This window comes from Duganella sp. Leaf126 (assembly GCF_001423125.1).
Taxonomy (GTDB): Bacteria; Pseudomonadota; Gammaproteobacteria; order Burkholderiales; family Burkholderiaceae_D; genus Rugamonas.
The window spans coordinates 636,606-663,153 of record NZ_LMNW01000001.1; the positions used below are offsets into that span (position 1 = coordinate 636,606).

The window sequence follows — 26,548 nt, forward strand, 5'->3', positions numbered from 1 at the left end:
GTCCTTGTCCGTCAGCCGTTGAGGGACAGCACGTCGACCATGTCGAACAGGCCGGTCGGCTTGTCGACCAGGAAGCGGCAGGCGCGCAGTGCGCCGTGGGCATAGGTGACGCGGCTGCTGGACTTGTGGCTGATTTCGATGCGCTCGCCGATGCCGGCAAACAGCACCGTGTGGTCGCCGACGATGTCGCCGCCACGAATCGTGGCAAAACCGATCGACGACGGATCGCGCTCGCCGGTCACGCCCTCGCGCGCGAACACGCCGCACTCGTTGAGGTCGCGGCCCAGCGCATCGGCGATCACCTCGCCCATCTTCAAGGCCGTGCCCGATGGCGCATCGACCTTGAAACGGTGATGGGCTTCGATCACTTCGATGTCGTAGCCGGTGGACAGCGCCCGGGCCGCCTGCTCGAGCAGCTTCATGGTGACGTTGACGCCCACGCTGAAATTGGGCGAAAAGACGATGGCGGTCTTTTTGGCGGCCGCCGCGATGGCAGCCTTGCCGGCCTCGTCGAAGCCGGTGGTGCCGATCACCAGCTTGATGCCGTGTTCGGCGCAGTAAGCGAGGTGCTCGAGCGTGGCTTCGGGACGGGTAAAATCGATCAGGTAGTGGGCATTGGCCAGGCCGCGCGCCAGGTCCGACTCCACGATCACGCCGGCCGGCTGGCCGAGGAAGGCGGCGGCGTCGTCACCGACACCGGTCGCGCTGGCATGGTTGAGGGCGCCGGCCAGGCGGGCGTCGCCGGCCTGCTGGACGGCTTCGATCAGGATGCGGCCCATGCGGCCACCGGCGCCGGCAACGGCAATATTCATCTCGGTCATGCGAACTTCCTTGCAGTGTACTTATTTCGTCTCTTTGCTCACGCCCACGCCGACCGGCGCGGGATTGGCCTTGTCGGTGCCGGCCGGCAGCGGCGCGGTGGCCGGGGCCGGCTTGTTGTCCGGTGCATCCGGGTCCTTCTTGAACTTGGGCGCCGGACCGGCGATGCGGGCAATGTATTCTTTTTCGGTCGGCAGGTTACCGCCCTGCCAGCGCTCGACCTTGCCATCCTTGTCGAAGAACACGATCACGCGGCTGGTGGTGATTTCGCCGTTGCCCTTGGCCATGCGGAACGCGTAGTCCCAGCGGTTGGCGTGGAACGGATCGGTCAGCAGCGCGGTGCCGAAGATGAAGCGCACCTGGTCGCGCGTCATGCCGACCTTGAGCTGGCTGAGCATCTCTTCCGAGACGAAGTTGCCCTGCTGGATGTCGGGACGGTACGGCGAGAAGAACCACATGAAGCGCTGCAGCTTGGTCACGGTGGTGGTCTGTGCGCCCTGGTTGGCGTCCAGCGTCGGCGCCGTGTCCTTGACCTCGTTCGACCGCTCGCCCAGCGTGGTCTTGGACGCGCAGCCGCCCAGCGCTGCAGCCAGCACCACGCAGGCGGCCAACTTCGAGGTGGAACCGTGCAACAACGACTGCGATAAAGCCTGGGTGACGCGCATAAATGTCCTCAATCTGGTCAAGCGGAATGCCAAAAAACGCCATATCATAAAGCACAATCCCTGATATGTCCTTGTTTTGCAAGGCGCGGGTGTAAAAGTTTGCAAATGCCAAAAGTCGGCGGCACAGGTCCCCTGGTGCGCCATCCCGTGCGACATGGCGCGGAGTGCGTTAAACTGTCGGCCAGTCAGTCGCCAACTACATGAAGAGTGTCCACCATGGGAAATAATCCAACCGATCTGAAGGCCAGCGGCCTGAAAGCCACGCTGCCTCGCCTTAAAATCCTGGACATCTTCCAGACCAGCGACGTGCGCCACCTCACGGCCGAGGACGTCTACAAGATCCTGCTGGCCGATAACATGGACGTGGGCCTGGCCACCGTCTACCGCGTGCTGACCCAGTTCGAACAGGCGGGCTTGTTAAACCGCAATCATTTCGAAACAGGCAAGGCCATCTTCGAACTCAATGCCGGTTCGCACCACGACCACCTGGTCTGCCTCGACTGCGGCCGCGTCGAAGAGTTTTACGACGAAGCGATCGAGGAACGCCAGAACGCGATCGCCAAGGAGCGCGGCTTCAACATCGCCGAACACGCGCTGGCGATCTACGGCAACTGCACCAAGGTGGCCTGCCCGCACAAGCCTGCCTGAACCTTTACGGCTGAGTATGGCTGAGCGCGTTCGATAGCAGCTTGGCCGTGATATCGACGATCGGAATCACCCGCTCGTACGCCATGCGCGTGGGGCCGATCACGCCGAGCGTGCCGACGATCTTGCCGTTGGCCGTGTACGGCGCCGTCACCACGCTCATCTCATCCATCGGCACCAGGCTCGATTCGCCGCCGATATAGATCTGCACGCCGTTGGCCTTGCTCGACACGTCAAGCAGCTGCAGCAGGCCGGTCTTTTGCTCGAACATGTCGAACATTTGCCGCAGCGACGACATATTGCTCGACAGATCGCTGACCGACAGCAGGTTGCGTTCGCCCGCGATCACCATGTCGTCCTTGTCGTCGGCCATCGCTTCGCTGCCCGCCTCCACTGCCACCTGCATCAGCCGGCTCATATCGTCGCGCAGCTGCCGTACCTCGGCCTGCAGCCGGCGGTGCACGTCCTCGAACGACAGGCCGCCGTAGTTCTGGTTGATGTAGTTGGCCGACTGCACCAGCTGCGACGGGCTGTAATCGACATCGGTGAGCAGCATGCGGTTCTGGACGTCGCCGGTGGGACCGACGATCACCAGCAAGATGCGCTTTTCGCCCAGGCGCAGGAATTCGATCTGCTGGAATACCGATTCGCGGCGCGGGCTGAGCACCACGCCGGCGAACTGCGACAGCGACGACAGCATCTGCGCCGCATTGCTGATCATCTTTTGCGGCTGCGGCGCCTGCAGGCGCATGTGCGACTCCATCGACTGCTCGTCGAACGGCTGCACCGTCAGCAGGGTATCGACAAAGATGCGGTAGCCGCGCGGCGTCGGCACGCGGCCGGCCGAGGTGTGCGGGCTGGCCACGTACCCGAGTTCTTCCAGGTCGGCCATGATGTTGCGGATGGTGGCCGGCGACAGCTCGAGCCCGGAAATCTTGGACAGGGCGCGCGAGCCCACCGGCTGGCCGTCCGCAATATAGCGTTCCACCAGGGCTTTGAGCAGGGTTTGAGCGCGTGTATCGAGTTGCATGGTGAATATCTTCAGTGACCCTTGGTTGGTTCATCAGCATTATGCCGCATCTGCGACCTCACCCACACCAGCAGCTCGTCGAAGCTGGCGCAGATGGCATCGGGCACGATGCCGGCGTCGCGGTGGGCGCTGCTGCCGTGGCGGTTCATCCACACAGCGCGCATGCCGACCGCCTGCGCGCCCTGGACGTCGAGCCGCAAGTCGTCGCCGACGTAGATCGCCGTTTCCGGTGCCACGCCCATGGCCTGGCAGGCCGCCAGGAAGATTCCCGGGTCGGGCTTGGCGCGCCCGAAGCTGTGCGAGGCGATCGCCACCTTGAAATGGTGGTGCAGGCCGATGAGTTCAAGGTCGGCGTTGCCGTTGGTGATCACACCGAGCGGCAGCATGGCGCCCAGCGCCTGCAGCGCCGGCAGCACGTCGTCGAACAGGGTGACCGTGTTGCGCAGTGCGTGGAAGCGGGCCATGGCGCCGTCCACGTACACGGGATCGGCGCCGGTCTCGACAAACGCCGCTTCGAGCGCGGCGCGGCGCAGCTGGTACAGATCGGCCACCAGCGCCGGCTGGCGCTCGAGCAGCGCCATGCGCAGCGCGCGCAACTGCTCGACCGTGTAGCGGTCGGTGACGGCCGGCGCCCGCTCGGCCAGCCATGCGTGCCACCCGATCTCGGCGGCAGCGATGGCAGGGCCGATCGGCCACAGGGTATCGTCGAGGTCGAACAGCAGGGCTTGCGGAGCGGGCGTGTGCATGGGCGTCGTGGTCGGTGAAGGTTCAGCCGCCATTGTCGCACCGATCGCAACGATGGCGCCGGGCGCACGGACAGCCGCGCCGGCGCGGCCGCGGCGTTCACACGCTGTTACATCCGTGGCGGCGACCGCTGTTACCAAATGCACTAAAATACCGTCCAAACCCGTGTAAGATGCTGCACCCGCGCCCTATCCACGCTGCGCCCGTGCATGCTGCCGGCCCCTATTCGTTTTGGAGAGAGATGTGATGAAAACTATGTATCTGCGTTCGGGCCTGGCCCTGCTGTGCGGCGCCATCCTGAGCGCCTGCGGCGGCAGCAGCGGCGACCTGCAATTATCGGGCACGATCAACGGCTACACCAAGAAGGGTTTGCAGCTGGTTAATAATGGCAACGGCGAGACCCTCGATGTCACGGACAGTGCCACCAGCTTCGTCTTCACCCGCCGCGTGTCGGTCGATGACAATTTCGACATCCAGGTCAGCAAGCAGCCGGCCAATGCCACCTGCGTACCATCGAGCAACCAGGGCCGCGCCAACGTCTACAACGCCTACACGATCGTGATCACCTGCACCAACGTCCCGCGCACGCTGGGCGGCAGCATCAGCGGCCTGACCAGCGACGGCCTGGTGATCGCCAACGGCACCGACACGGTCACCGTTGCCAGGGGCGCCACGTCGTTCGTATTCCCGCACACGGTCGGCGACGGCTCCAACTACGGCATCAATATCTTGACCCAGCCTGCCGGACAGACTTGCACCATCCCGGCCGGCACCGGCACCGGCAATATCACCGGTGGCGACCTGACCAATGCTGTGACGGTCTCGTGCGTCAATACCTCGAATAGCCAGTAAGCGGCAAATAAGCGGCAAATAAGCGGCACGCAACCATTCAATCTTCGGAGAACTCCATGAAATTTTCGTACGCCGGTGCACTTGTTGCGCTGACCCTGGCCAGCCTGCTGTCGGCATGTGGCGGCAAGGCGCAATACACGGTCCAAGGTTCGGTCACGGGTCTGACGGTCGATGGCCTGCAATTGGCAAATGGCGGCAACACCATTTCGGTGCCCAAGGGCGCCACCTCGTTCTCGTTCCCGCAACAGATCGACTACGGCGCCGAATACGACATCACGGTGGCGCAACAGCCGCCCTACTTCAGCTGCGGCGTGAGCAACGGCAAGGCCACCGCCGGCTACACGGTCAGCATCGCTGCGGTGGTGAGCTGCAGCCCGATCGCCTACACGGTCGGCGGCACGTATTCCGGCCTGGTATCGGTGGAAAAAACCACGCCGACCGATGGCTCGACGCCGACCGACGTGGCCAACACCGTCACCTTGATCAACGGCAGTGGTGCGCAAACCACGCTCAGCAGCGCAGCAGGCAGCAGTGGCACGTTCACTGCAGCCAGCCTGAATAACGGCGATGTGTACAGCATCAGCATCCTGACCCAGCCTAAAAACCTGACCTGCACCCTGAGCAACCAGAGCGGCGTGGTGCGCGGTGCCGCGGTGACCAACCTGGCGCTGACCTGCAGCCGGTGAGCTAACCCGGGTATGGAGGAGCGACATTCACATTGATGATGTTAGATATGTGAAAAATAAAGTGGCATGATATGCGGCGACGCAGCATACTGCACCTGTCTCCTCCACTTCTTGCAAAGGAATTGGATTTAGCCCGCTCCCTGAGCGGGCTTTTTTTTTGCCCGGATTTACGCGAACTTCGTAAAGTCCGGCTTGCGCTTCTCGAAGAACGCCGTGAACGCCTCGCGCGCCTCGGGCGACGACAGCATGGCGCCGAAGTGCTTGTTCTCGGCCGCGATGGTGTCGGCAATCGCGTTGCTGCGGCTGGCCTTCATCAGCTGCTTGGTGGTGCGGATCGAACTGGCCGGCAACGCCACCAGCTTGGCGGCCTGGCCACGGGCAAACGCCGCCAGCTCGTCGGCCGGCAGCACTTTCGACACCAGCCCCATCTCCAGCGCTTCGGGCGCCAGGAATGCCTCGCCCAGCATCAGTTTTTCGGCCGCGCGCGGATAGCCGGCGATCTGGGTCAGCAGCAGGCTCGACGCAAATTCGGGGCACAGGCCCAGCTGCGCGAACGGCATCGAGAACTTGGCGTTGTCTGCGGCATACACGAGGTCGCAATGCATGAGCAGCGTGGTGCCGATGCCCACCGCTGCGCCCGACACGGCAGCGACTACCGGCTTCGTTGCGCCCGAGAGCGCCAGCATGAACTGGTACACGGGACGGTCTTCGAGGTCGCCGCTGGTGGGGGCGTTTTTCAGGAAATCTTCGAGGTCGTTGCCGGCCGTGAAAATCTCGGGCTTGCCCATGATCAGGATGGCGCGCACGGCCACATCCTGCTCGGCGTCGGTGAGGGCGTCGGCCATGGCCTGGTACATGGCCGCGGTGATCGCGTTCTTGCGCGCGGGGCGGTTGAATTCCAGGGTCAGGATGCCGTCTTGCTTGGTGCTCAGAATATCCATAGTTTCTCCAGTGTGCAGATAAGCAAAGGGCGCCGCGGTTTGCACCACAGCGCCCTGTTTATGATGATCTAAACCGCTTTAGACGCGCTCGATGATGCCTGCCGCGCCCATGCCGGCGCCCACGCACATCGTGACCATGCCGTATTTCAGGTTGTTGCGGCGCAGTGCATGGACCACGGTGGCAGCGCGGATGGCGCCGGTCGCGCCCAGCGGGTGACCGAGCGCGATCGCGCCGCCCATCGGGTTGACCTTGGCCGGATCGAGGCCCAGGTCGCCGATCACGGCCAGCGCCTGCGCGGCAAATGCTTCGTTCAGTTCGATCCAGTCCAGTTGATCCTGGGTAATGCCGGCTGCCTTGCAGGCGTCGGGAATCGCGAACTTCGGACCGATGCCCATGATTTCCGGCGGCACGCCCTTGACCGCGAACGACGAGAACTTCGCCAGCGGGGTCAGGTTGTGTTCGCGCAGGAATTTCTCGGACACGACCAGCAGCGCGCCGGCGCCGTCCGACATCTGCGAGCTGTTGGCGGCGGTGACCGAGCCCTTGGCCGCAAACACCGGTTTCAGCTTGGCCAGCGACTCCATGGTGGAATCGGCGCGCGCGCCTTCGTCGGTATCGACGGTGCGGGTCTTGACATCGATCTCGCCCGTGACCAGGTTCGGCGTGCGGGTGATGATCTCGACCGGGGTGGTCTCGTCCTTGAAGAAACCGGCCTGCTGGGCGGCGATGGCGCGGCGGTGCGATTCGACCGCGAACGCGTCCTGCGCTTCGCGCGAGACTTTCCACTGGGTCGCCACTTTTTCGGCGGTCAGGCCCATGCCGTAGGCCATGCCCACGTTTTCGTCCGAGAACATATTCATGTTCATCGACGGCTTGTTGCCCATCATCGGCACCATCGACATCGATTCCACGCCGCCGGCGATCATGGCGTCCGCTTCACCGACACGGATGCGGTCCGCTGCCATGGCCAGCGCGGTGATGCCCGAGGCGCAGTAGCGGTTGATGGTGACGCCGCCGACCGTTTTCGGCAGACCGGCCAGCAGCACGGACTGGCGGGCGATATTGAAGCCCTGCTCCGCTTCCGGGAACGAGCAGCCGATGATGGCGTCGGTGATCAGGGCCGGATCGAGGCCCGGCGCCTGCGCCAGCGCCGACTGGATCACGCGCACCAGCAGGTCGTCCGGACGGGTCTTGTTGAACATGCCGCGCGGCGCCTTGCCGATCGGGGTGCGGGTGGCAGCGACGATGTATGCGTCTTGAAGTTGTTTGGTCATTATGTTCTTCCTAGATTAGTTGCGTACCGGTTTGCCGGTCTGCAGCATGCCCATGATCCGTTCCTGCGTTTTTGGATGATTCAACAGCTCGAGGAAGGCCTTGCGTTCGCGGTCCAGTATCCATTGCTCGCTGACGAAGGAACCCTGGTCGATGTCGCCGCCGGAGACGATCTCGGCGATCATGTCGCCCAGCTTGAAGTCGTGCGCCGAAATGAAGCCGCCGTCGCGCATGTTGACCAGCTGCGCCTTGATGGTGGCCCAGCCGTAGCGGCCGGTCACCTGGATCGGCGCCTTCATCGGCGGACGGTAGCCCTTGTCGAACATGGCGCGCGCTTCCACCTTGGCCACGTGCAGCAGCTCGTAGGCGTTGAACACGATCACGTCGTCTTCTTTCAGGTAACCCATGGCCTGTGCTTCCAGTGCCGACTTCGACACATTGGCGGTGGCGGCATTGGTGAAGCCGGTTTTCAGGAATTGCAGGATGTCGTTGCCCTTGGCTTCCTTGTAGGCGCGCGATGCCGCTTCCTTGAGGCCGCCGCCGGCAGGAATCAGGCCCACGCCCACTTCCACCAGGCCGATGTACGATTCGATCGCGGCCACGCGTTTCGACGCATGCAGCGCCAGCTCGCAACCGCCGCCCAGCGCCAGGCCGGCCACCGCAGCGACCACCGGCACGTTCGCGTATTTGAGCGACATGAAGGCATCCTGCAACTCCTTGACGATCGGATCGACCGCCTTGGCGCCGCCCTGCATGAAGGCAGGCAGGGCCGATTGCAGGTCGGCACCGGCCGAGAAGGCGCCGCCTTCGGCAGCGTCCGCGTTCCAGATCACCAGGCCCTTGAAGTTTTTCTCCGCTTCGGCCAGCGCCTTGGTGAAGCCGGCGATGACGTCGGGGCTGATCACGTGCATCTTGGTTTTCAGCGAGATCACCAGCACCTCGTCGTCCATGTGCCAGATGCGTACCGAGTCGTCCTCGTGGAACGTGGTGCCGGCGGTGCGGCCGTCGATGGCGCCTGCACCCAGGACCGGTGCGCGGAACGCCTGGCGCTGGTACACGGCCAGGTCGGAGCGCGGCACGAACGCTTGCGAGGCCGCCGACCACGAGCCTTCCGGCGTATGCACGCCGCCCTTGTCGGCCACCGGGCCTGCGAACACCCAGGCCGGCAGCGGTGCGGTGGACAGCGCCTGACCGGCATCGATGTCTTCCTTGACCCACTGCGCCACCTGCGACCAGCCGGCTGCCTGCCAGGTTTCGAACGGACCGACGGTCCAGCCGAAGCCCCAGCGCATGGCGAAGTCGATGTCGCGCGCATTGTCGGCCACGGTGTCGAGGTGCACGGCGATGTAGTGGAAGGCGTCGCGGAAGATCGCCCACAGGAACTGGCCCTGCGGGTTGGTCGATTCGCGCAGCGCCTTCATTTTCTTGACCGGATCCTTTTCCTTGAGGATGCGGCCGATGATGTCGGCAGCCTTGGCGCCGCCCGGCACGTATTCACCGGTGGCAAAGTCCAGGCGCAGGATGTCCTTGCCGACCTTTTTGTAGAAGCCGGCGCCCGATTTCTGGCCCAGCGCGCCCTTTTCCACCAGCTTGGCCAGCACGTCCGGCGTCTTGTAGACCGCTGCGAACGGGTCGTTCGGCAGGTTGTCCTGCATGGTCTTGATCACGTGGCCCATGGTGTCGAGGCCCACCACGTCGGCGGTGCGGAACGTGCCCGACTTGGCGCGACCGAGCTTGGCGCCGGTCAGGTCATCGACCACATCGACCGACAGGCCGAATTTCTCGGCTTCGTGGACGATGGCCAGGATGCCGAACACGCCCACGCGGTTGGCGATGAAGTTCGGCGTGTCCTTGGCGCGGACCACGCCCTTGCCCAGCGTGGTGGTCAGGAAACCTTCGAGCTGGTCGGCGATTTCAGGACGGGTTGCAGCGGTCGGGATGATTTCGACCAGGTGCATATAGCGCGGCGGGTTGAAGAAGTGCACGCCGCAGTAGCGCGATTTCAGGTCGGCGTCGAACCCTTCGGACAGCGTGGTGATCGACAGGCCCGAGGTGTTCGAGGCGAAGATGGCGTTGGCGCCGATGTGCGGCGCGACCTTCTTGTACAGGTCGTGCTTCCAGTCCATGCGCTCGGCGATCGCTTCGATGATCAGGTCGCAGTCTGCCAGCTTGGCCAGGTCGTCTTCGTAGTTGGCCACTTCGATCAGCGCCGCGTGTTCCTTGTTGCCCAGGGGCGCCGGCGACAGTTTTTTCAGGCCTTCGATGGCTTTCAGGACGATACCGTTTTTCGGACCTTCCTTGGCCGGCAGGTCGAACAGCACGACAGGCACCTTGGCGTTGACGCAGTGGGCGGCGATCTGCGCACCCATCACGCCGGCGCCCAGCACGGCTACTTTTTTAACGATGAAATTGGTCATGTCTTTTCCTCTAGTCTCTTAGAACAGGTCGGCGTCGAGGGCCATCAGGTTGGCCGAACCCGAGCGTGCCTGGCGGATCAGGGTGGCGGTTTCCGGTTGCAGACGGGCGAAGTAGAAACGCGCCGTGGCCAGTTTTGCCTTGTAGAAGCTGTCGCCGCTGTCTTCCTTGGCCAGTGCGATCTTGGCCATTTGCGCGAACAGGTAACTGTACACCAGGTGACCGACCACGCGCAGGTACGGAACGCAGGCGGCGCCGACTTCGTCCGGGTTCTGGAACGCCTTCATGCCGATTTCCATGGTCAGCTTGGTGACCTTGTCGCCGAGGTCGCCCAGCGGGGTGATGAATTCGCTCAGCGCTTCGTCGGTACCGTTTTCTTCGACGAAGTTCTTGATCTTCTCGCCGAACTTGCGCAGCTTGGCGCCGTTGTCGCCCAGGATCTTGCGGCCCAGCAGGTCCAGCGACTGGATCGTGTTGGTGCCTTCGTAAATCATGTTGATGCGCGCGTCGCGCACGTACTGTTCCATGCCCCACTCGGCGATATAGCCGTGGCCGCCGAACACCTGCATCGCTTCCGAGGTGGCGATCCAGCCGTTGTCGGTGATGAAGGCCTTGACGATCGGCGTCAGCAGCGCCACTTCGTCGGCAGCTTCCTTGCGCACGTCAGCGTCCGGGTGGTGCAGTTCGCGGTCGATCTGCAGCGCCACGTACGACGTGAAGGCGCGGCCGCCTTCGGCGTACGCCTTGGCGGTCAGCAGCATGCGGCGCACGTCCGGGTGCACGATGATCGGATCGGCCGGCTTGTCCGGCGCCTTGGCGCCCGACAGCGAACGCATCTGGATGCGGTCCTTGGCATACACGAGCGCGTTCTGGTACGCCACTTCGGTCAGGCCCAGCGACTGCATGCCCACGCCCAGGCGGGCCGCGTTCATGAACACGAACATGGCGTTCAGACCCTTGTTCGGCTGGCCGATGATCCAGCCTTTTGCGCCGTCCAGGTTCATCTGGCAGGTGGAGTTGCCGTGGATGCCCATCTTTTCTTCGATGGCGCCGCAGGTGATCGGGTTGCGCGCACCGACCGTGCCGTCCGCGTTCGGCAGGAACTTCGGTACCAGGAACAGCGAAATGCCTTTCGAGCCTTCCGGTGCGTCCGGCACGCGTGCCAGCACCAGGTGCACGATGTTTTCCGACATGTCGTGTTCGCCGGCCGAGATGAAGATCTTGTTACCGGTGATCAGCCACGAGCCGTCTTCCTGCGGCAGCGCTTTCGAGCGCAGCATGCCGAGGTCGGTGCCGCAGTGCGGTTCGGTCAGGCACATGGTGCCGGTCCACTCGCCCGACACCAGCTTCGGCAGATAGGTCGATTTCTGTTCGTCGGTGCCGTGTTCCTTCAGGCACTCGTAGGCGCCGTGCGACAGGCCCGGGTACATGGTCCAGGCCTGGTTGGCCGAGTTCAGCATTTCGTAGAACGAGTTGTTCAGCAGTACCGGCAAGCCCTGGCCGCCGTATTGCGGATCGCACGCCAGCGCTGCCCAGCCGCCCTCGACGTATTGTTTATACGCTTCCTTGAAGCCCTTCGGGGTGGTCACGGAGTTGGTCGCCACGTCCAGCTTGCAGCCTTCGCGGTCGCCCGAATGGTTCAGCGGGAACAGCACTTCCGACGTGAACTTGCCGCCCTCTTCCAGCACCTGGTTGATGATGTCGGCATCGATTTCGGCGTAGTCCGGCAACGCTTTCAGTTCTTCCTGCACGTTGAGCAGTTCGTGCAGCACGAATTGCATATCCCGGATTGGCGCGACATATTGACCCATGGTTTTCTCCTGATGACTTTATAGACTGCAAAAATGGTGGCTTGCGTTGCGATGATTGGTACTACAACTGCCTTGCTAATTCTTGTACGACACGATCAAACGTTCGAATCCGGTACCGGCACGCTCCAGGCTGCCAGGGATGCGCAGGAAGCGCGCATCGTGGTGCAGCGCCAGGATCAGACCGTACATCTCGTAGACCATCTGGCGCGCATCGCTGCCCGCTTTCAGGTCGCCGGTCTCGATGCACTGCTGCACGCAGCGCAGCAGCGCTGCCTGCCAGGCGCCGACCATGGCCATCAACTCTTCGCGGATCGGCCCCGGGCGGTCGTCGTACTCGACCGCACCGCTGATATAGATGCAGCCCGACGCCACTTCCACGCTCACGCGCTTGACCCAGCGCGCGAACATCGAGCGCAGCCGTTCGATGCCGCGCGCTTCCTTCACGCTCGGGAAAAACACTTCCTGCTCGAACCGGTGGTGATACAGCTTGAGCACTTCCAGCTGCAAATCCTCGCGCGAGCCGAAATGGGCGAACACGCCGGACTTGCTCATGTTCATCTTGTCCGCGAGCAGGCCGATGGTCAGGCCTTCCAGGCCGTCCCGGCTGGCCAGGTCCAGCGCCACGTCGAGGATCGCCGCCCGTGTCAGTTCGCCCTTGCGCATAAATTTAGTCGAGGTATTGATAAGAAAGGGTCCCAAAGTGCCGCTGGCGTGGCGCAGCGTATTCTGCGCCCCCAACATTTACTCCGTGTGAAAAGAATTGCGAACGCTCGTACTATTATCCAGCGCAGGACAAAAGTCAAACGCTTCGTTTAGAGTCGAGGTTCTATTGCTGCGGCGCAGCATGCGATGATCGGGCCTGCGATTGCCGGCCCGCGAGGACCGGTTACAGCTTGCCCAGCTGGCGGCGGTCGCGCTTGGTGGGCCGGCCCTTGAAGTCGGCCGTCGGTTCGCGGAACAGGCGGCGGTTTTCCGCCACCAGCGCCCGCCGCTGCACGCTGTCGTCGGTCTCTTCGTAGAGATTGCGCGCGATCGGCGCAGCAGCCCGCACGTCGGACAGATTCATCACGTCGACTTCCCAGCGGTCCGAGCCGTTATCGATGTCGAGCAGGTCGCCGATGTGCACGGTGCGCGCCGGCTTGACCTTGTCGCCGTTGACTTTGACCTTGCCGCTGTCGATGGCGTCGGTGGCCAGGGTGCGGGTTTTGAAGAAGCGCGCGGCCCACAGCCACTTGTCGAGTCGGACGGTATCACTCATGCATATTTCCCTACGGAGAACAACCGCATCACGGTCCGGTAAAACACGAAAGCCACCTCGTAACCGATGCGGCGGAAGCGGCCGACATGTTCGAAGTCGGCGTAATGGATCGGCACGCCATCGGCGATGGCGGCCTCGATGTGCGCGCGCAAGGTCTGCGCGAACGCGGCATCCTTGATCACCACATTGGCTTCCTGGTTCAAAAACAGCGACAGGCCATCGACATTGCTCGAGCCGACGGTGGCCCAGTCGTCGTCGATCACGGCCACCTTGGCGTGCAGCTGGGTCTTGCGGTATTCGACGATCTTGACGCCGGCGGCCAGCAGTTTCGGATAGAACGAATGGGCGACCGCGTCCTGCAGCCAGATCTCGCCCACGCCGATCAGCAGCGTCACGTCCACGCCGCGCTCGGCAGCAGCGGCCAGCGCGCGGCGGAACTTGCGGCCCGGGGCGAAATACGGATTGGCCAGCAGCACGCTCTTGCGGGCGCGGCCCAGCGCCTGCAGGTAGGCGCGCTGGATGGTGCTGCGGTTGCGCAGGTTGTCGCGCACCACGAAGCCGGCCTGCACCATCTTGTCGGCCGCTGCCTTGGTGTCCTTGCGCATGTCGCGGTACAGGTTGATGCGCTTGATCAGCGTCATTTTACCGAGTCGGCGCCACTGTGCTTCCTGCTCTTTTTGCACGGCCGCCACCAGCGGGCCGCGCACCTGCACCGCGAAATCCCAGCGCGGCCAGTCGAGGGCAATCGCGTGGTTGTAGTCGCAGAACATGTCGTCGTTGATGTTGATGCCGCCGACCAGCGCGATCTCGCGGTCCACCACGCAGATCTTGCGGTGGGTGCGGGTGACGCCGCGCCTGAACCACGGGTTGAACACGCGGTGCTCGACGCCGCCTGCCACCAGCTGCTCGTGCATGCTGTTGACCTGGCGCCGGCCCGTGCCCCACCAGTCGGTAATCATGCGCACGTGGATGCCGCGCCGGGCAGCGGCGATCAGCGCGGCCATCACGCGCCGGCCGGTGTCGTCGGGGGCAAAGATATAGGTCTCGAAATAGATTTCGACGCGGGCGTTGTCGATCGCTGCGATGAGCGCCGGAAAATAATCGGTGCCGGTATGCAGGAGCTTGACGTCGTTATCAGCAAGGAAGTTGACTGAGGTGCCCATGGCGCCATTCTAGCCAAGTGATAGCGACGCGACAATCGGCGCGTGGTCGGAGAGCTTGGCCCACAGCGGACCATGCATCACTTCGGCGGTCTCGACCTTGAAGCCGCGCACATAAATGCGATCGAGGCGGAAAAACGGCAGCGCCGACGGGAAGGTGCGGGCCGGATTGACCGACGCCTTGCGGCGCAGCGTGCGCATCAGGTCGCTGAGCGCGGACTTGCTGTCGAGGTGGTCGAACGCTTCCACCACGCCCAGGGCATTGCGCAGCTCGGCCGAGAGCGTGTTGCGCCAGTCGTTGAAGTCGCCGGCGATGATGACCGGCTCGCCGTCGGGCGCCGACGCGCGCACGGCGGAAATCAGCGCCTGGGTCTGGCGCCTGCGCCCTGCTTCGAACAGGCCCAGGTGCACGACATAGCAATGCACCAGCCCGCATGGCGTGTTGAGCACGCAATGCAGGATGCCGCGCTGCTCGTAGGCGTGATCGGAAACATCGTGGTTGGCCATGTTGGCGATCGGGAACGCGCTGAGCAGCGCATTGCCGTGGTGGCCATGGTCGTAGACGGCATTCATGCCGTACGCCGCATGCAGGTGGCGCGACTCGCCGGCGAAATACTCGTGCTGCGCCGCCGCCGGCCAGTGTTTTTTACCGAGGTGCTCGGCGCCATACTTGGCCGCCTTCAGGTCATGCTTGCCCTGGACTTCCTGCAGGAACACGACGTCGGCGTCGAACATGCCGATCGCCTGCTTGAGCGCCAGCACGCGCGGCTCGGCACGGATCGAGGACACCCCTTTGTGGATGTTATAGGTGGCAACACGGATTTTCATGGAAACATTCTAACCCCGAGTCCGCACCACTGTACGTTCGCCGTCGCACACAGCAATTCCCGCACGATCAGCCCTGCCCGAGCTGCCTGGGCAGCATCAGGATCGCTTCCGCGTTGGACGCCGAAAAGCAGCGGTCGGCCGCCTCCCGGTGCGGCAACCAGGCGTAATTGATGTGCTCGCGTGGCGCCAGCCTGATGGGCGTGTCGCGCGCGACTTCGACGCTGAAGATGTGCTCGGTGTTTTCGGTCACGCCCGGGGCATAGCGGTGGCGCCATTCGGGATAGATGGTGTAGCGGTTCGACAGTTGCCAGTCGCGCAGCACGATGCGTTGGCCGTCGGCCACGATGCCGGTTTCCTCGCCCAGTTCGCGCCGGGCGGCATCGATCAGCGGCTCGTCCACGGTATCGATCGACCCGGTGACCGACTGCCAGAAACCGGGACGGTCGGCGCGTTCGATCAGCAGCACTTGCAGGTCGGCAGTATGGATCACGACCAGGACGGATTCGGGAATCTTGTAGGGCTTCATGTTCGGGCAAAAGAAAAGGCGCCGCGGTAGCCGGGGCGCCTTTTCATTATGCCAGATGGTTCAGATCAGCTTGCGACCTTCGGCTCAGCCGCGCGCAGGCGGATGTGCAGTTCGCGCAACTGCTTCTCGTCCACTTCCGACGGCGCCTGGGTCAGCAGATCCTGGGCGCGCTGGGTTTTCGGGAAGGCGATCACGTCGCGGATCGAATCGGACTTGGTCATCAAGGTGACGATGCGATCCAGGCCGAACGCCAGGCCACCGTGCGGCGGCGCGCCATACTGCAGCGCGTCGAGCAGGAAGCCGAACTTCAGGCGCGCTTCGTCGGCATCGATCTTCAGCGCGCGGAACACTTTCGACTGCACTTCCTCGCGGTGGATACGGATCGAGCCGCCGCCGAGTTCCCAGCCGTTCAGGACCATGTCGTAGGCCTTGGCGATGCAGGCGCCCGGATTGGTTTCCAGCATGTCTTCGTGGCCATCCTTGGGCGCCGTGAACGGGTGGTGGGTCGCGGTCCAGCGGTCCGATTCTTCGTCGTACTCGAACATCGGGAAGTCGACCACCCACAGCGGCGACCAGACGTCGTCGAACAGGCCGGCGTTCTTGCCGAATTCCGAGTGACCGATCTTCACGCGCAGCGCGCCGATGGCGTCATTGACGACCTTGGCCTTGTCGGCGCCGAAGAAGATCAGGTCGCCGTCCTGCGCGCCCGTCAGCTCCAGGATCTTGGCCAGGGTGGCGTCGTCGATGCTCTTGACGATCGGCGACTGCAGGCCGTCGCGACCCTTGGCCTTCTCGTTGACCTTGATGTAAGCGAGGCCGCGCGCGCCATAGATGGCGACGAACTGGGTGTAGGCGTCGATTTCCGAACGCGGCATCGAGCCGCCCTGCGGCACGCGCAGGCCGACCACGCGGCCGTTGGGCAGGTTGGCGGCGCTGTTGAAGATCTTGAATTCGACGTTCTTGACGACGTCGGTCAGTTCGGTGAATTGCAGCTTGACGCGCATGTCCGGCTTGTCCGAACCGTACTTGCCCATCGCTTCGGCAAAGTCCATCACCGGGAACGGGTTGGGCAGCTCGACGTTCATGGTGTTGCGGAACACCTTGCGGATCATGTCTTCGAACAGGTCGCGGATTTCCTGCTCGGTCAGGAACGAGGTTTCGCAGTCGATCTGGGTGAACTCGGGCTGGCGGTCGGCGCGCAGGTCTTCGTCGCGGAAGCACTTGGTGATCTGGTAGTAGCGGTCGAAGTTGGCCACCATCAGCAGCTGCTTGAACAGCTGCGGCGATTGCGGCAGCGCGAAGAAGCTGCCGGCGTTGACGCGCGACGGCACCAGGTAGTCGCGTGCGCCTTCCGGCGTGGACTTGGTCAGCATCGGGGTTTCGATATCGATGAAGCCCAGTTCGTCCAGGTACTTGCGCACTTCCATCGTCACCTTGTAGCGCAGGCGCAGGTTGTTCTGCATCTGCGGACGGCGCAGGTCCAGCACGCGGTGGGTCAGGCGCGTGGTTTCCGACAGGTTGTCGTCGTCGAGCTGGAACGGCACGGCCACCGAGGCGTTCAGCACTTCCAGCTGCGAGCACACGACTTCGATCTTGCCCGATTTCAGGTTGTTGTTGACGGTGCCGGCCAGGCGGTCCTTGACCACGCCGGTCACGCGCAGGCAGAACTCGTTGCGTACGGCTTCGGCGGCCTTGAACACTTCGGCCTGTTCCGGGTTGCAGACGATCTGCACCAGGCCTTCGCGGTCACGCAGGTCGATGAAGATCACGCCGCCGTGGTCGCGGCGACGGTGTACCCAGCCGCACAGGCTGACAGTTTGGCCAAGCAGCGCTTCAGTGGTGAGGCCGCAGTAGTGAGTACGCATTGAGGACATGATTATTTCTCGGTTCAGGTTAAATTACTCAGAGAGTTCGGCGGTATTGCGGTAACGAGTACGGTGACTATGGTGAATTATGGTGCACCATTGCCCGGCAGGACGATCGGCTGTGGCACATCTTCCGGCGCCACCACGCCCATCGACACGATGTATTTCAGGGCGGCATCGACGGTCATATCGAGCTCGACCACGTCCTTGCGCGCCATCATCAGGAAAAATCCCGAGGTCGGATTCGGCGTGGTGGGCACGTACACGCTGACGTAATCGCCGACCAGGTGGTTTTTCACGTCGCCGCCGGGCGCGCCGGTCAGAAACGCGATGGTGTACGACTGCTGGTGCGGATACGGAATCAGCACGGCCTTGCGGAAGGCGTTGCCCGACGACGACAGCAGGGTGTCCGACACCTGCTTGACGCTCGAATACAGCGAGTTGACCAGCGGGATGCGCTTGAGCAGCTTTTCCCACAGGCGCAACACATAGTTGCCGACCAGGTTGTTGGTCAGCAGGCCGGTCAGGAAAACGATGACCACGGTCAGCAAGGTGCCCAGGCCCGGGATGTCGAAACCGAACAGCGTGTGCGGCTGCCAGCGCTCGGGCACGAACAGCAGCGACTGGTCCATGGTGCTGATCACCAGGTTCAGCACCCAGGCGGTAATCGCCAGCGGCACCAGGATCAGCAGGCCGGTAATGAAGTATTTACGCATCAAGTCATTGCTCTGGTAAGTGGTTCAATCCGCCTTGGTGGTGCTGGCCGCTGCGGCCGGGGCGGCTGGCGACGCATCGGCCTTGGCCGCCTGGGCGGGCGCCGACGACGCGATCGCGCCCGACGGATGGGACACGCCGGTGGCTGGCGGGGTGCCGCCACGGAAATCGGTCACGTACCAGCCCGAACCCTTCAACTGGAAGCCGGCGGCAGTGACTTGTTTCTTGAACGACTCCTTGCCACATTCTGGGCAGACAGTGAGCTGCGGGTCGGAAATCTTCTGCAAGACATCCTTGGCAAAACCACATGCCTCGCAGCGGTAAGCGTAGATCGGCATCTATTACTCCGCAAAAATCATCAAAACCCTGAATTATAAAGCCTTTTGGACGCCCTATTCCTGTTTCCTGCGACCAAACCCCGGCAGCCCTGCCAGGTTCAATGACGGTGATTGAAAAAAGCTATTCGCCACCGGGTCACGATCGTGGTCTAATTCACCTGATGCGCTGATTTCCCAATCCCTGAATCGTGGCGCCACTTGCCGTCCAGCAGCCGACGCTCACACTTTTATTGGGGAATTATCATGAACAAGCACGTTAAACACTACCTCCACGCCAGCCTGCTGGCGGTCAGCCTGTCCACCGCATTGGTGGCGGCTCCTGCTTTTGCACAAAGTAAATATGTGGCCGAGTCGCCGACGGAGCCGCTCCATCGCCGCACGATCGCGCTGTGCGCGCTGGCGCTGTTGACCGTGCACGCGGTCACCCGCAGTCACAAGTTCCCCACCGGACGGCCGCAGTTCAGCGCCGGCGCCACACCATCCAGCGCTCCATCCCGGCAAACACCGCAATAGCATCGTCGACGACGTCGTCGGTTTCGCACACGAATGCCGGTTGCAGCAGGGCGTCGAGCGCGCTGCGCGTGATCGCGAACGGCGGCCCCTTGAAGCCATCGCCCACCAGGAAGCAGCCAGCGAGCAGCGCGCCCGCCGGCAATAGCTGCGCCCAGCGCGCGGCCAGGCGCGGCCACACGGCAGGCGGCATGGCGCACAGAAAAGCCTGCTCGTAAATCAGTTGCAAGGGTTCGGTCGGCTGCCAGGCGAAAAAGTCGGCCACCACCACGTGCTCGGCATGGGGCCCGGCCAGCTGGCGGGCCACGGCCACGGCAGCCGGCGAAAAGTCGATCGCCGTGGCATTCCAGCCGGCCGCACGCAACAGCAGCAGTTCGCGCGCGGCGCCGCAGCCGGGGATCAAGGTCGTCATCGGTGCATGGGCAGCGACGAAGCGGCGCAGCGCCGGCGACACCGTACCGCGGTCCCAGGGCGTGAAGCGGCGTTCGAAGCGCTCGTCCCAGAACGCCGGCGTCAGCGGATCGCGTTGCAGAAAGTCACTCATCGGGCGCGCATCAGTGCGGCATCAGGTGGGGCCAGAACTCGTACGACGCCAGCGCCAGCACCACCAGGGCAACCGTCCACGCTGCACCGCTGAGCAGGCGGTTGGTGCGCTGCTGTTCGTGGATCAGCACCTTGAGCAATTCGGTGTTGTCGTTGGGGCGTTCGCCCTGCTGTTCGAGCGCCCGGTGCACCAGGCGTGGCAGTTGCGGGAAGATCTGGGCGTAGCGCGGCGCCTCGGCTTTCAGCTTCTGGTACAGGCCCTGCCAGCCGACCTGCTCGGCCATCCAGTTTTCCAGATACGGCTTGGCGGTTTTCCACAGGTCGAGGTCGGGGTCGAGCTGGCGGCCCAGGCCTTCGATATTGAGCAGCGTCTTTTGCAGCAGCACCAGCTGCGGCTGCACTTCCACATTGAAGCGGCGCGAGGTCTGGAACAGGCGCAGCAGGATCTGGCCGAAAGAGATGTCGCGCAGCGGCCGGTCGAAGATCGGCTCGCAGCAGGCGCGCACGGCCGATTCGAGCTCATCGACCCGGGTTTCCTTGGGCGCCCAACCCGATTCGATGTGGGCCTCGGCCACGCGCTTGTAGTCGCGGCGGAAGAAGGCCAGGAAGTTTTGCGACAGGTAATCCTTGTCATAGTCGGTCAGCGTGCCGACGATGCCGAAGTCGAGCGCGATGTAGCGGCCGAAGGTTTCCGGCTCGATCGATACCAGGATGTTACCGGGATGCATATCGGCATGGAAAAAGCCGTCGCGGAACACCTGGGTGAAGAAAATCTCCACGCCGTCGCTCGACAGTTTTTTCAGGTCCACGCCGGCAGCGGCCAGGCGGTCGATCTGCGAGACCGGGATGCCGTGCATGCGCTCCATGACGATCACATTGCTCGAGCAATAATCCCAGTGCATCTCGGGCACCAGCAGCAGCTTGGAGTCGGCAAAGTTGCGGCGCAGCTGGCTGGCGTTGGCCGCCTCGCGCATCAGGTCCAGTTCGTCGTGCAAGTATTTGTCGAACTCGGCCACCACCTCTTTCGGCTTCAGGCGTTTGCTGTCGGCCCACAGGCGGCTGGCCAGGTCGGCCGCGATCTGCATCAGCGCCACATCTTCGTCGATGGTTTTTTTCATGCCTGGACGCAGCACCTTGACCGCCACCTGCTGGCCATCCTTGAGTGTTGCAAAGTGCACCTGGGCGATCGATGCCGAGGCCACCGGGATCCGCTCGAACGAGGCGAACAGCTGGTCCGGGTGGGCCCCCAGCGACTTGTGGATTTGCGCGATGGCGATGTCGGAATCGAACGGCGGCACCCGGTCCTGCAGGCGCGCCAGTTCGACGGCGATGTCGGGCGGAATCAGGTCGCTGCGGGTGGACAGCACCTGGCCGAACTTGATGAAGATCGGCCCCAGGTCTTCCAGCGCCAGGCGCAGCCGCACGCCACGCGGCGAGGACAGGTCGCGCCAGAACATCACGGTGTCGATGAAGCGCGCCGTGCGCGGCACCTTGAAGCCGGCAATCGCTATTTCGTCGAGGCCGTACTTGATCGCTACCCGCATGATCTTCAGGAAGCGCAGTAATTTCAACATCATGGGGTTCCCAGTTTCTGTTCCAGTTTGGCCAGGCGCTTGGCAGCGCGCTCGACATCGTCGCGCAGGCGCGTGACGTCGGCCGATAATTCTTCTACCGCGTGCGGGCGCACCAGCAGTTGCTTCTCGTCGAGCAGGTACTCGGCGACGTTTTCGGCCAGCTTGCGGTGACCGTTCCTGACCGCCTCGAACGCGCTGTGGGCGCCGGACACCACGCGCCTGGCCGCCAGCGGTCCCACCAGCTTCTCCAGGTCCACCTCGGCTTCCCAGCGCAGCGACTGGCTCAGGCTCGACAGCGCGTTGGCGAACTCGGCGTCACCCTCGATGCGCACGTAGGAAAACGCCCGCGCCCGGTCCTGCACGATCAGCGGCAGGTCGGCCGGCTTGATGCGAATGGTCACGCTGGCCACCGCTTCGGCAGGGGCGGCTTCAAGCATGCCGTCAGCCGTCACGCGCAGGCGCAGCGCCGCCACACCGGCGTCGATGGCAGCCACCTTGCCAGCGTGGCGCTGCAGGGCGCTCCTGGCCCATGGCTCCTGCGCCAGCAGGTGGTTGATCGCGGCGCTGGCCGGCAAGGCAGCAGAAAGGGAACTGGGCAGGGGGAGTGTCATTCGGTACGCTATCAAAACAGGGCCACAAAACAAAACCGCCCAGCAACGGGCGGTTTCGATCTTACCATTTTGCGGGACAAACCACGGTTCAGGCCAACTGTTGAATACCAGCGAGCAGCCAGCCGGCCGAACCCGACACCGGTTTGCTCAGGTTCCACACTTCGTTGAGCGGCTCGGCCAGCGCATCGCGGGCCGGCTTGACCATGCCCGTGAAGCGCACGCTGGCCAGGTAGTCGGTGGCCGTGGTTTCGATGCCCAGCAGCTCGGCATTGAGGCTGACCACTTCGGTGTAGTCGGGCTGGGTGCGCTCGGACAGCTGCAGGCTCATCTCGGCAAATACTTCCGGCGTGGTGAATTCGCGGATGTCGGCGGTATCGCCCTTGTCCCAAGCCGCCTGCAGGCGGATGAAGTTACCCTTGGCCACGCGCAGGAACGACACTTCGTCGAAATCGGCGGGCACGCCCCATTTCTGGTGCGCAGGCGCCGCTGCCGGCTGGTACTGGTAGTTCTGGCCCGACTGCAGGCCGGAACCGATTTCGGGCGTACCGCTCGCATTGCCGGTGTTGTACTGCGCCGGCTGCTGGGCGGGCGTGAACGGCTTGACGTTGTCGTTGTAGCCGCTGTTGCCGAAGGCCGGCGCCGGCTGTGCCTTGCGACGGATCATGCGCACGATGAAGAACACCACGCCGGCGATCAGCGCCAGCATCAGGATCGAGCCGATCATGCTGCCCAGCGCGCCGCTGAGGCCGAAGTGCGAGAACAAGGCGCCCAGACCCAGGCCCAGCAAGGCGCCGCCGAGAATACCTTTCCACGGACTGGCCGGTTTCGGCGGCACGGCCGCGTTGGGTGCCGGGGCGGGCGCCTGGCGCTGTACGCCCTGCGGCGCCTGCTGCGGCGCGGCGGCCGGCGGCATGCGCTGGACGTTTTGCGACTGGCGGCCGATCGAGCGGCCGCCGCCGGCAGGACGGGCGATGGCTTCGGACACCATGGCGCCGACGGAGAGCGCCAGCACGGCGCTCACCAGGATTTTTTTGATTGTCATTATGTCTCTCTCCCTACGTGGTTATAACTTGATACCGGTGTGTAAAGCGGCCACACCTGCCGTCAGGTTGTAATACTTGACGCTTTCCAGGCCCGCCGTTTCCATCATCGTTTTCAGCGTTTCCTGGTCCGGATGCATGCGGATCGATTCGGCCAGATAGCGGTAGCTTTCGGCATCGCCGGCGATTTTCTGGCCCATCCACGGCAGCACCTTGAACGAATACAGGTCGTACGGTTTTTGCAGCGGCTCGATCACTTTCGAGAATTCCAGTACCAGCAGCTTGCCGCCCGGCTTGAGCACGCGGCGCATTTCCGCCAGCGCCTGGTCCTTGTGCGTCATGTTGCGCAGGCCGAAGGCCACGCTCACGCGGTCGAAATAGTTATCGGGGAATGGCAGCTTCTCGGCGTCGCACAACAAGGTGGGGGGCAACAGGCCCCGGTTCAAGAGCCGGTCGCGCCCAACCCGCAACATCGATTCGTTGATGTCGGTGAGCCAGACTTCGCCGGTGGGACCGGCCTGCTTGGCAAACGCCTTGGCCAGGTCACCGGTGCCGCCGGCGATGTCGAGGCACTTGAAGCCGGGACGCACGCCGGCGTTGGCGATCGTAAATACCTTCCAGAGCCGGTGCAGGCCGCCGGACATGACGTCGTTCATGATGTCGTACTTGGCAGCGACAGAATGGAAAACCTTGGCGACTTCGCGTACTTTGTCGTCTTCCGCAACGGTTTTGTAACCGAAATGAGTGGTATTGGTCATGGTGGCAGGCCTGTTAGTTTGCCTGCATTATACAAGCGCAGGGACGGTTTTCACCGCTCCGGCCACCATGTTGCCCTGCGCTAAGCCGACATTAAGCCGTTATTAAGTCGATATGGCGCCGATATCCCGTTTGCAGGCCGGCACCATTCAACTGGTATCAGCCGATTTGCGCGTCTGCCGCCCCCGCTGGCGCCATCATTGCGGCGGCAAATGCCGCCATGCGAGTCCCAGCGCAGCGCGCTTGGGGAAGCCTTTCCACAAGCCGGGGTCGGGCTTGATGGTGCCGTCCGCGCTTAGCGGTGGCAGCGCCAGGTAGGCTTGCAGCGGCTGCTGCTTGAGCACGATGCCGAGGAACGCCGTCACGAAGTGCTGGTTGATGTTGTTGATGCGGCGGCTGTCCCACACGGGTTCCGCGTACGACTGGAAATCGTCGGCATTGCGCCACATGGCCGGCGACGGCGGGTTCGGGGCGCTGTTGTGGCGCCCGCCCACGTAGGTCAGCAGGTAGCGGTCGGCGTTCACCGTGCCCTCGAACAGGCGCAGCACGCCGTCGCGGTAACCGGCCACGTCGTCCTGGTCGCCGCTGATAAACAGCAGTGGGGTGTGCACGCCGGCCAGGCCGTCGGCATCCCAGATCTTGTGCGCGCCGCCCCACGGGGCGAACGCCACCACCGCCTTGATGCGCGCGGCAGCCTGGCGCTGCTGCGCGTATTCGGCATTGCCCTGCTGGTTGACGGCCAGCTTGCCGCCGGGGACAAAGGCCACCGCCGCCGCGCTGACGCCTGCGCCCACCGTGTTCAGGGCGCCGTAACCGCCCATCGAATAACCGATCAGCGCGGTGCGGTCCACGTCCACCAGGCCGGCCAGGAAGTTGCCGCTGCCCGGCCTCGCCCAGCCGGCCACCGTGTCGAGCACGAACAGGTCGTCGAGCCGGCGGTTGAGCAGGGTGCTGGCAAAGCCGGCCTTGTCGGCACGGGTCGATTCCGGGTGGTCGATGGCGACCACCACGTAGCCTTTCGAGGCCAGGTTTTCGGTCAGGTAGCTCATCTGCAGGCGCGAGCCGGGATAGCCGTGCGAGACGATCACCAGCGGGTAGCGGGTGTCGGCGGACGCTGACGCTGCCGCGCCGGCGGCCGCGAACACAGTGCCAGCGGGAGCGGCTGGCGTTGGCGTTGGCGTTGGCGTTGGCGTTGGCGTCGATGGTGCGGCCTCACTGGCGAGATGCGCCGGTGCGGCGCCGCCGGCGGGGTGCAGCGGCGCGGCATCCCTTGCCGCGCGGCCGTTGAACTGGAATGCGGTGTTGGGCCGTTTCGGGTCGTTGGGACCGGAGCCAAGCACGTCGGTGTACACGGTGTGCTCGGCCTGGCCGCTGGCCAGCGCTGCCGGATACCAGATTTCGAGCGTGAGCTTGCGCGTGGTGCGCGGGTTCGGGGTCTGGTCGGTCACGCGCAGCACGTCGAGCTGGTCGCGGTGTTCGACCGTCAGCGTGCGCACGCCCACCTTGGCCGGACCGCGCGCGGCCAGTTCCGGTGCGTCCGGCCGGGCGTCGCCGAAATACTCCTGCGCACCGGCCGTCCCTGCCACCAGCAGCGATGCCACCGATACCGCCGCTACCATTGCCACCGCTGCCACCATCCTGCCCACTGCCTGCATCGCTACTCCCGTAATCCCAAGTGTGCGCGCAAGGTGATGCCGGTGTAGGCGGTGCGGAACAAGCCGCGCCGCTGCAACTCGGGCACCACCAGCGCCAGAAAATCGTCGAGGCCGCCCGGCAGCGCCGGCGCCATGAAATTGAATCCGTCAGCCGCCCCGCCCTCGAACCAGGCCTGCATCTGGTCGGCCACCGTCTGCGCCGTGCCGATCACGGTAAAGTGGCCGCGACCGCCCGCGATGCGTTCGTAGAGCTGGCGGATACTCAACTGCTCGCCCTGCGCCAGATTGGTCAGCAGCTGCTGGCGGCTGCGCTGACCGTCCAGCGTTTCCGGCAGATCGGGCAAGGGGCCGTCCAGCGGATAGCCGGACAGGTCGAAATTGCCGATCATGCGGCCCAGCAGCGCCAGCCCCGCCTTCGGCTCGATCAGGCCTTGCAGCTGGCCGAACTTGTCGTCCGCCTCGCCCTGCGAACTTCCCACCACCGCGAACAGACCCGGCATGATCTTCAGTGCGTCGCGATGGCGGCCCTGCTCCGCCACCCGGCGCTTGATGTCGCCGTAAAAATCGCGCGCACTGGCCAGCGTGGGCTGGGCAGTAAACACCACGTCGGCGGTCGCTGCGGCCAGCGCGCGACCCGCTTCCGAACCGCCGGCCTGCACCACCACCGGCCGGCCCTGCGGGCTGGGCGTGACGTTGAGCGGACCGGCCACCGCGAAGTGTGCGCCGCGATGATCGAGCTTGCGAATGCGGGCAGGATCGGCCAGTACACCGCCCGCCTTGTCGTTGACCAGCGCGCCATCCTGCCAACTATCCCACAGTCCTGTGACAACTTGATGAAATTCGCGGGCGCGCGCATACCGCTCGGCATGGTCCACGTGCCGGTCGCGGCCGAAGTTGGCCGCTTCGGCCGCGTTATCCGACGTCACCAGGTTCCACCCTGCCCGGCCGTCCGACAGCTGGTCGAGCGAGGCGAACTGGCGCGCCACCGTGTACGGCTCGTTATAGGTGGTGGTGGCGGTGCCGATCAGGCCGATGCGCTCGGTCGACGCGGCCAGCGCCGACAGCAGGGTCAACGGTTCGAGCGACGGGATGTTGCCGGTCAGCGCCAGGCTGTCGGCAAAGAAGACGGCGTCCAGGCAGGCCGCTTCGGCCTGGCGCACCTGCTGGCGAAAGACCTTGAACGGATTGGTGTCCAGGTCGGTCTGCGGATGGCGCCAGGCGGCCACGTGGTGACCGTGGCGCATCATGAAGGCGGCGATGCTCAGTTGGCGGCTGGCGGGTGCGGTCAT

Annotated in this window: 27 protein-coding genes; 4 read left to right on the forward strand and 23 right to left on the reverse strand. The window is 64.0% G+C overall.

Features of this window, described 5'->3' with window-relative positions; translation table 11 throughout:
* Positions 1 to 11: 11 nt before the first annotated feature.
* Complete coding sequence (gene dapB / locus ASF61_RS02675; RefSeq protein WP_056150827.1) at positions 12 to 821, reverse strand: 4-hydroxy-tetrahydrodipicolinate reductase; 810 nt, start codon at positions 819 to 821, stop codon at positions 12 to 14.
* 21 nt (positions 822 to 842) lie between these two features.
* Positions 843 to 1,484 (reverse strand): outer membrane protein assembly factor BamE, encoded by a 642-nt coding sequence (locus ASF61_RS02680; RefSeq protein ID WP_056150829.1) that lies wholly within the window; start codon positions 1,482 to 1,484, stop codon positions 843 to 845.
* Positions 1,485 to 1,700: 216 nt separating this feature from the next.
* Here ASF61_RS02680 and fur point away from each other — a divergent pair, with 216 nt between their 5' ends.
* Positions 1,701 to 2,132: a ferric iron uptake transcriptional regulator gene (gene fur, locus ASF61_RS02685; RefSeq protein ID WP_056150831.1), complete on the forward strand. Its 432-nt coding sequence runs from the start codon at positions 1,701 to 1,703 to the stop codon at positions 2,130 to 2,132.
* Positions 2,133 to 2,136: 4 nt separating this feature from the next.
* On the opposite strand, the gene hrcA is transcribed toward fur, so the two are convergent.
* Positions 2,137 to 3,159, reverse strand: coding sequence for a heat-inducible transcriptional repressor HrcA (hrcA, locus tag ASF61_RS02690; RefSeq protein WP_056150833.1), 1,023 nt, complete (start codon positions 3,157 to 3,159; stop codon positions 2,137 to 2,139).
* 11 nt (positions 3,160 to 3,170) lie between these two features.
* Positions 3,171 to 3,905: an HAD family hydrolase gene (locus ASF61_RS02695; protein WP_056150835.1), complete on the reverse strand. Its 735-nt coding sequence runs from the start codon at positions 3,903 to 3,905 to the stop codon at positions 3,171 to 3,173.
* Positions 3,906 to 4,149: 244 nt separating this feature from the next.
* Between ASF61_RS02695 and ASF61_RS02700 the strand changes: the two genes are divergently transcribed.
* Both ASF61_RS02700 and ASF61_RS02705 read left to right on the forward strand, forming a co-directional pair.
* Positions 4,150 to 4,755 carry a hypothetical protein gene (locus tag ASF61_RS02700; protein WP_156369424.1) on the forward strand — a complete coding sequence of 202 codons (606 nt, stop codon included), beginning with the start codon at positions 4,150 to 4,152 and terminating at the stop codon, positions 4,753 to 4,755.
* A gap of 56 nt (positions 4,756 to 4,811) precedes the next feature.
* On the forward strand, positions 4,812 to 5,441 hold the full coding sequence (locus ASF61_RS02705) for a hypothetical protein (protein ID WP_056150838.1): 630 nt from the start codon (positions 4,812 to 4,814) through the stop codon (positions 5,439 to 5,441).
* Positions 5,442 to 5,608: 167 nt separating this feature from the next.
* Here the strand turns inward: ASF61_RS02705 and ASF61_RS02710 are convergent, their stop codons facing one another.
* The 12 genes from ASF61_RS02710 to ASF61_RS02765 form a co-directional block, all read right to left on the reverse strand.
* Entirely contained in the window at positions 5,609 to 6,382 is a 774-nt protein-coding gene (locus tag ASF61_RS02710; protein WP_056150839.1) for an enoyl-CoA hydratase, read from the reverse strand.
* Between the two features lie 78 nt (positions 6,383 to 6,460).
* A complete protein-coding gene (locus tag ASF61_RS02715; RefSeq protein ID WP_056150841.1) occupies positions 6,461 to 7,657 on the reverse strand; it encodes an acetyl-CoA C-acyltransferase in 1,197 nt (398 codons plus the stop codon).
* Between the two features lie 15 nt (positions 7,658 to 7,672).
* Positions 7,673 to 10,072: a 3-hydroxyacyl-CoA dehydrogenase/enoyl-CoA hydratase family protein gene (locus ASF61_RS02720; RefSeq protein ID WP_056150842.1), complete on the reverse strand. Its 2,400-nt coding sequence runs from the start codon at positions 10,070 to 10,072 to the stop codon at positions 7,673 to 7,675.
* Between the two features lie 18 nt (positions 10,073 to 10,090).
* The gene (locus ASF61_RS02725) at positions 10,091 to 11,881 is read right to left on the reverse strand and encodes an acyl-CoA dehydrogenase C-terminal domain-containing protein (RefSeq protein WP_056150845.1); all 1,791 of its coding nucleotides are present in this window, start codon (positions 11,879 to 11,881) and stop codon (positions 10,091 to 10,093) included.
* A 75-nt stretch (positions 11,882 to 11,956) separates the two neighbouring features.
* On the reverse strand, positions 11,957 to 12,544 hold the full coding sequence (locus tag ASF61_RS02730) for a TetR/AcrR family transcriptional regulator (RefSeq protein WP_056150846.1): 588 nt from the start codon (positions 12,542 to 12,544) through the stop codon (positions 11,957 to 11,959).
* Between the two features lie 223 nt (positions 12,545 to 12,767).
* Positions 12,768 to 13,139: an RNA-binding S4 domain-containing protein gene (locus ASF61_RS02735; protein ID WP_056150848.1), complete on the reverse strand. Its 372-nt coding sequence runs from the start codon at positions 13,137 to 13,139 to the stop codon at positions 12,768 to 12,770.
* A complete protein-coding gene (clsB, locus tag ASF61_RS02740) occupies positions 13,136 to 14,302 on the reverse strand; it encodes a cardiolipin synthase ClsB (protein WP_056150850.1) in 1,167 nt (388 codons plus the stop codon). Before clsB ends, ASF61_RS02735 begins: the two co-directional genes overlap by 4 nt.
* Before the next feature lie 9 nt (positions 14,303 to 14,311).
* The gene (locus ASF61_RS02745; protein ID WP_056150852.1) at positions 14,312 to 15,127 is read right to left on the reverse strand and encodes an endonuclease/exonuclease/phosphatase family protein; all 816 of its coding nucleotides are present in this window, start codon (positions 15,125 to 15,127) and stop codon (positions 14,312 to 14,314) included.
* A gap of 67 nt (positions 15,128 to 15,194) precedes the next feature.
* Positions 15,195 to 15,653, reverse strand: a complete 459-nt coding sequence (gene nudB / locus ASF61_RS02750) for a dihydroneopterin triphosphate diphosphatase (protein WP_056150855.1) — start codon at positions 15,651 to 15,653, stop codon at positions 15,195 to 15,197.
* A gap of 65 nt (positions 15,654 to 15,718) precedes the next feature.
* Positions 15,719 to 17,518 (reverse strand): aspartate--tRNA ligase, encoded by a 1,800-nt coding sequence (aspS, locus tag ASF61_RS02755; RefSeq protein ID WP_200919786.1) that lies wholly within the window; start codon positions 17,516 to 17,518, stop codon positions 15,719 to 15,721.
* Between the two features lie 86 nt (positions 17,519 to 17,604).
* Complete coding sequence (locus ASF61_RS02760; protein WP_056150859.1) at positions 17,605 to 18,234, reverse strand: DUF502 domain-containing protein; 630 nt, start codon at positions 18,232 to 18,234, stop codon at positions 17,605 to 17,607.
* 24 nt (positions 18,235 to 18,258) lie between these two features.
* A complete protein-coding gene (locus tag ASF61_RS02765) occupies positions 18,259 to 18,570 on the reverse strand; it encodes an FmdB family zinc ribbon protein (RefSeq protein WP_056150861.1) in 312 nt (103 codons plus the stop codon).
* A 243-nt stretch (positions 18,571 to 18,813) separates the two neighbouring features.
* On the opposite strand from ASF61_RS02765, the gene ASF61_RS23090 reads away from it, so the two are divergent.
* Entirely contained in the window at positions 18,814 to 19,083 is a 270-nt protein-coding gene (locus tag ASF61_RS23090) for a hypothetical protein (RefSeq protein WP_156369425.1), read from the forward strand.
* On the opposite strand, the gene ASF61_RS02770 is transcribed toward ASF61_RS23090, so the two are convergent.
* From ASF61_RS02770 to ASF61_RS02800, 7 genes are all read right to left on the reverse strand, one after another.
* On the reverse strand, positions 19,031 to 19,624 hold the full coding sequence (locus tag ASF61_RS02770) for a methyltransferase domain-containing protein (RefSeq protein WP_056150862.1): 594 nt from the start codon (positions 19,622 to 19,624) through the stop codon (positions 19,031 to 19,033). The two genes, ASF61_RS23090 and ASF61_RS02770, sit on opposite strands and share 53 nt — an antisense overlap.
* Positions 19,625 to 19,634: 10 nt before the next feature.
* Positions 19,635 to 21,200 carry a ubiquinone biosynthesis regulatory protein kinase UbiB gene (gene ubiB / locus ASF61_RS02775; protein ID WP_056150864.1) on the reverse strand — a complete coding sequence of 522 codons (1,566 nt, stop codon included), beginning with the start codon at positions 21,198 to 21,200 and terminating at the stop codon, positions 19,635 to 19,637.
* A complete protein-coding gene (locus tag ASF61_RS02780) occupies positions 21,197 to 21,808 on the reverse strand; it encodes an SCP2 domain-containing protein (protein ID WP_056150866.1) in 612 nt (203 codons plus the stop codon). The genes ubiB and ASF61_RS02780 overlap by 4 nt, the downstream gene beginning before the upstream one ends.
* Positions 21,809 to 21,896: 88 nt before the next feature.
* Positions 21,897 to 22,850, reverse strand: coding sequence for a Tim44 domain-containing protein (locus tag ASF61_RS02785; protein ID WP_056150868.1), 954 nt, complete (start codon positions 22,848 to 22,850; stop codon positions 21,897 to 21,899).
* Positions 22,851 to 22,871: 21 nt separating this feature from the next.
* A complete protein-coding gene (gene ubiE / locus ASF61_RS02790) occupies positions 22,872 to 23,606 on the reverse strand; it encodes a bifunctional demethylmenaquinone methyltransferase/2-methoxy-6-polyprenyl-1,4-benzoquinol methylase UbiE (RefSeq protein WP_056150870.1) in 735 nt (244 codons plus the stop codon).
* Between the two features lie 195 nt (positions 23,607 to 23,801).
* Entirely contained in the window at positions 23,802 to 25,259 is a 1,458-nt protein-coding gene (locus ASF61_RS02795; protein ID WP_056150872.1) for an alpha/beta fold hydrolase, read from the reverse strand.
* Between the two features lie 2 nt (positions 25,260 to 25,261).
* Complete coding sequence (locus tag ASF61_RS02800) at positions 25,262 to 26,548, reverse strand: LLM class flavin-dependent oxidoreductase (RefSeq protein WP_056150874.1); 1,287 nt, start codon at positions 26,546 to 26,548, stop codon at positions 25,262 to 25,264.

Bases quoted from the DNA above. Each gene is read 5' to 3' on its own strand.
- nudB (WP_056150855.1), bottom strand. From the start codon at position 15,653: ATGAAGCCCTACAAGATTCCCGAATCCGTCCTGGTCGTGATCCATACT.
- ASF61_RS02770 (WP_056150862.1), bottom strand. From the start codon at position 19,624: ATGAGTGACTTTCTGCAACGCGATCCGCTGACGCCGGCGTTCTGGGAC.
- ASF61_RS02780 (WP_056150866.1), bottom strand. From the start codon at position 21,808: ATGACACTCCCCCTGCCCAGTTCCCTTTCTGCTGCCTTGCCGGCCAGC.
- ASF61_RS02715 (WP_056150841.1), bottom strand. From the start codon at position 7,657: ATGACCAAACAACTTCAAGACGCATACATCGTCGCTGCCACCCGCACC.
- ubiB (WP_056150864.1), bottom strand. From the start codon at position 21,200: ATGATGTTGAAATTACTGCGCTTCCTGAAGATCATGCGGGTAGCGATC.
- fur (WP_056150831.1), top strand. From the start codon at position 1,701: ATGGGAAATAATCCAACCGATCTGAAGGCCAGCGGCCTGAAAGCCACG.
- ASF61_RS02800 (WP_056150874.1), bottom strand. From the start codon at position 26,548: ATGACCGCACCCGCCAGCCGCCAACTGAGCATCGCCGCCTTCATGATG.
- ASF61_RS02745 (WP_056150852.1), bottom strand. From the start codon at position 15,127: ATGAAAATCCGTGTTGCCACCTATAACATCCACAAAGGGGTGTCCTCG.
- dapB (WP_056150827.1), bottom strand. From the start codon at position 821: ATGACCGAGATGAATATTGCCGTTGCCGGCGCCGGTGGCCGCATGGGC.
- ASF61_RS02700 (WP_156369424.1), top strand. From the start codon at position 4,150: ATGAAAACTATGTATCTGCGTTCGGGCCTGGCCCTGCTGTGCGGCGCC.
- aspS (WP_200919786.1), bottom strand. From the start codon at position 17,518: ATGCGTACTCACTACTGCGGCCTCACCACTGAAGCGCTGCTTGGCCAA.
- ASF61_RS02705 (WP_056150838.1), top strand. From the start codon at position 4,812: ATGAAATTTTCGTACGCCGGTGCACTTGTTGCGCTGACCCTGGCCAGC.
- ASF61_RS02785 (WP_056150868.1), bottom strand. From the start codon at position 22,850: ATGACAATCAAAAAAATCCTGGTGAGCGCCGTGCTGGCGCTCTCCGTC.
- ASF61_RS02725 (WP_056150845.1), bottom strand. From the start codon at position 11,881: ATGGGTCAATATGTCGCGCCAATCCGGGATATGCAATTCGTGCTGCAC.
- ASF61_RS02710 (WP_056150839.1), bottom strand. From the start codon at position 6,382: ATGGATATTCTGAGCACCAAGCAAGACGGCATCCTGACCCTGGAATTC.
- clsB (WP_056150850.1), bottom strand. From the start codon at position 14,302: ATGGGCACCTCAGTCAACTTCCTTGCTGATAACGACGTCAAGCTCCTG.
- ASF61_RS02680 (WP_056150829.1), bottom strand. From the start codon at position 1,484: ATGCGCGTCACCCAGGCTTTATCGCAGTCGTTGTTGCACGGTTCCACC.
- ASF61_RS23090 (WP_156369425.1), top strand. From the start codon at position 18,814: ATGAACAAGCACGTTAAACACTACCTCCACGCCAGCCTGCTGGCGGTC.
- hrcA (WP_056150833.1), bottom strand. From the start codon at position 3,159: ATGCAACTCGATACACGCGCTCAAACCCTGCTCAAAGCCCTGGTGGAA.
- ASF61_RS02735 (WP_056150848.1), bottom strand. From the start codon at position 13,139: ATGAGTGATACCGTCCGACTCGACAAGTGGCTGTGGGCCGCGCGCTTC.
- ASF61_RS02765 (WP_056150861.1), bottom strand. From the start codon at position 18,570: ATGCCGATCTACGCTTACCGCTGCGAGGCATGTGGTTTTGCCAAGGAT.
- ASF61_RS02795 (WP_056150872.1), bottom strand. From the start codon at position 25,259: ATGCAGGCAGTGGGCAGGATGGTGGCAGCGGTGGCAATGGTAGCGGCG.
- ASF61_RS02730 (WP_056150846.1), bottom strand. From the start codon at position 12,544: ATGCGCAAGGGCGAACTGACACGGGCGGCGATCCTCGACGTGGCGCTG.
- ASF61_RS02695 (WP_056150835.1), bottom strand. From the start codon at position 3,905: ATGCACACGCCCGCTCCGCAAGCCCTGCTGTTCGACCTCGACGATACC.
- ubiE (WP_056150870.1), bottom strand. From the start codon at position 23,606: ATGACCAATACCACTCATTTCGGTTACAAAACCGTTGCGGAAGACGAC.
- ASF61_RS02760 (WP_056150859.1), bottom strand. From the start codon at position 18,234: ATGCGTAAATACTTCATTACCGGCCTGCTGATCCTGGTGCCGCTGGCG.
- ASF61_RS02720 (WP_056150842.1), bottom strand. From the start codon at position 10,072: ATGACCAATTTCATCGTTAAAAAAGTAGCCGTGCTGGGCGCCGGCGTG.